This is a genomic window from Nostoc sp. FACHB-152, assembly GCF_014697475.1.
Classification (GTDB): domain Bacteria; phylum Cyanobacteriota; class Cyanobacteriia; order Cyanobacteriales; family Nostocaceae; genus Nostoc_B.
Window position 1 is genome coordinate 1 of sequence record NZ_JACJRV010000180.1, and the last position, 3028, is coordinate 3028.

Genomic DNA, 3028 nt, shown 5'->3' on the forward strand with positions numbered 1-3028 from the left:
GGTGAAGTGATTGAGCGACTGTACGGTAAACTCTCCCTTGAGCAAGTCAAACAAGTAAAACCAGCCGTACTCAATGAATTGTCACGGGGTTTTCGCACAGGACGATTCTCCAGAGTGCCAGAGGAAAAAGGACTGTACATTTGGGATGCTAAGTTGTTACCTGATTAAGTAGTCAGTAAAACCAAACAAATTGCTTGAAAAATAAGTTTTTCGGAGTATTTTGGCTAAAACCAGAAACTTTAGTACTTTAGTACTATCAAAAATGTTATGATGCTATCTTCACCAAGCTATGCTGTGGCATCACAACAGTTTGAGGAGGGCAAAATGGAGCAGCGTGAATCAATCCAAACTTATCTTCAAGCAATTGAACTGTGTGATGCCGCACTGAGCTTTGCCGTGCATGATTTAAAAATTCTCAAGCGCAAGGCTATGGCTCATGAAAAGCTTTCCGAAATCTATTTAGAGCAGCAGCAATATCAAGTTGCAATTGAAAGCCTAAAGCAAGCGATCGCTGCCTATAAAAGTGCATTTTCTCAAACTCGCAATGATGCGGATGCCATTAGTTATGTAGGAATGCTGACAGAAAAATTAGGCGAACTACAGTCAGTCCAAAAACAGTATGCACAAGCATTTGATTCCTATCAACAAGCGATTTCAATTTATGACACTGCGCTCAAACTAGCACCTGATGATTCTTGCAATCATGCACTCAAAGCTGGGGGATTAACATCCTTAGCTGATTTACAAACTAGCCTCTGCCAATACACGCAAGCTCTGTCTAACTACCAGCACTCGGTCGCTTGCTACGACACTTCATTATCGCTCAATTGCTTTAAAGCCGTTGAGTTTGACAAGGCTCGAACTTTACAGAAGTTGGGGACTTGTTTTGAGAAATTATCTCTCCATTCGGAAGCACTTAGTTGTTATCAAGCAGCAATGGAAGTATTGAGCCAATTGCCTCCAGATAATAAATATGTTCGCTGCTTGAGGGAACAGATACAAAAACTTAATTGTTTGGAGTGAAGTATACACATCTGCAAAGTATTCACCCTTAAACTTAACAGACTAGAGTGAAACTTAGTGGAATTAGAGCAGAGTGTGATTAATTCTCATTTTGAAGCTGTACTTGTAGTTGTTGCACTTGCTCTAAAGTTAAGCCTGTTACACGTATAATTGCCTCAGTTGTCATACCCTCACGTAGTAAATTTAGTGCAATCTCTTCTTTTGCCTTTTGAGCGCCTTCTTCTTGCCAGCTAGTAACAATCTCCATAATTTCCTCCTGTTCATCTAAGCCCATTGTACTGATTGCCGCTTGAAAGACCTGTTTTTCGGTATTATCCAGTCGTAAATACGTATCCACAAACCCAGAAATTAATTGCATTCGGGCTGGATCTAATTTTAGCGTTGCCAGCAATCGTAAACATTCTGCCTTAACTTGTGGACGCTCTGACTGCGGAATACTCATTTTCGACATTAATGCTGCGGCTACTGGATTCGGTTGAGTCAGAAAATCCCGCCAACTTAAACGATTTAATTGAATGGCAGCAAACTGAAACTCCAGCACGTTTAAGTCACCAAATGTGACGCGATAAATTTGCGGTTCAGGGCGTAGTGGCTCATCAAAAGAAAAAATCACCACTGGATAAATTGGTAAATCATATTTTTCGTGCAGCCGAGCAAAATACTTAAACATCCGCTTGGCAAATGCTTTCTGGGAATAAGATTGATTCTCAACATGAATTAAAAAAAAAGTTTCTTGTCCTTGGTAACGCACTTGAGCTAGTAGATCAATTTCTTTCTTCTCTCCAGAAGTGACATCAGTAAAAACTTCCTGGGGTAAGAAATGAATAGAATTTCTATCTATTTGGCTGGCTACTTGCGGTAGAAATAAATCTAAAAACTCAACGAAAAAGGTGGATAGTAATTCTTTAAATAGTCTATCATGGTCAATCATGGCTTTTATATATTGGGATTATTTATGTTTAATTTAATAATATGATATCAATGAGCGTCTACTGGTTTTCTCGATTATGTAGTCTAATGGCAAGTCTGATAAAAGTCGAGAAAACGTTCATAAGGATTTTCAGGCAAGGCTGGAAATTTATCAGTTTGGATATGAACATTCTTCCCGACATTAACTCGTAGCTTGTTGAAGCTAAACGCTTTTCTAACTAGCTTTATTTAACTGTGCAATCCACTGATTAATTTGGTCACGTTTATCGTTAGCTATCTGATCAATTGCTGCTTGAATAACTGGCTTTTTATAGATTTGACATAAAGACGAAATCATTTCGAGGTCTTGGCAAGCTGACCAATATTCTGCTACTAATACTAAATTGTCTTGGGTCAACCATTCCTGAATTTCATCCATTTCCTTGTCATAGTTGACTTTCATTGTTTTAAATTTGTCTTTCTCCTCGTGAGATAATCTACTCCAAATGATTTTTTTTACATTGTCAGGACGAGTAGACATGATTTTGGCTACATCTGTCCATTCTTGAGCATTACGAATCTTGTAAACTAAAGATTCTATGCTCGATTCAAATATTTGTGGTGGGCAATCAAGTAGTTCAATAGCATAGATTAGCTCGGTTAAATTGAGTTCTGGGCAATTTAAAAACCAGCTTCTAATTGTAGAGCTATAAAAAATTAGTTTTCTTTCTTGATTTCTAAACTTACGCTTTTTAGCTTCAATAACTGGGGTGAGTAAAGATGGGCGTACTTCGGGTGGAACTTCTTTAAACTCAATATCAGCGTCCGAAACAATTACCACTTCACCATCATTTTCTGTAGCCGAAGATTCTTCTAATACCCACTTAAAAGATTTACCGCAATAGGGGCAATCTACTTCATAATGAATCACAAACTCAGCTTTTTGACAATTAAAATATTCCTTTGTCCGAATCAAGGCAGGCATTGGTTTGAAGCTTGCGGGGGGACAAAATGGTCTAGAATGCTTATCTTACAAAGAGTGTAGCAATTTGTGGTAAAAGAAAAAGAGCATTTATTCGCAATAAGCTCTATTTAA

The 3028-nt window shown here is 38.0% G+C and carries 3 protein-coding genes; 1 reads left to right on the forward strand and 2 read right to left on the reverse strand.

Annotated features, from left to right (window positions below):
- The first annotated feature begins 267 nt into the window (after positions 1–267).
- Positions 268–1023 (forward strand): hypothetical protein, encoded by a 756-nt coding sequence (locus tag H6G76_RS36375; protein ID WP_190711038.1) that lies wholly within the window; start codon positions 268–270, stop codon positions 1021–1023.
- 79 nt (positions 1024–1102) lie between these two features.
- Here H6G76_RS36375 and H6G76_RS36380 read toward each other — a convergent pair whose 3' ends face one another.
- Complete coding sequence (locus H6G76_RS36380; RefSeq protein WP_190711039.1) at positions 1103–1954, reverse strand: Rpn family recombination-promoting nuclease/putative transposase; 852 nt, start codon at positions 1952–1954, stop codon at positions 1103–1105.
- Positions 1955–2167: 213 nt separating this feature from the next.
- Entirely contained in the window at positions 2168–2917 is a 750-nt protein-coding gene (locus tag H6G76_RS36385; RefSeq protein ID WP_190711040.1) for a hypothetical protein, read from the reverse strand.
- Positions 2918–3028: the final 111 nt, after the last annotated feature.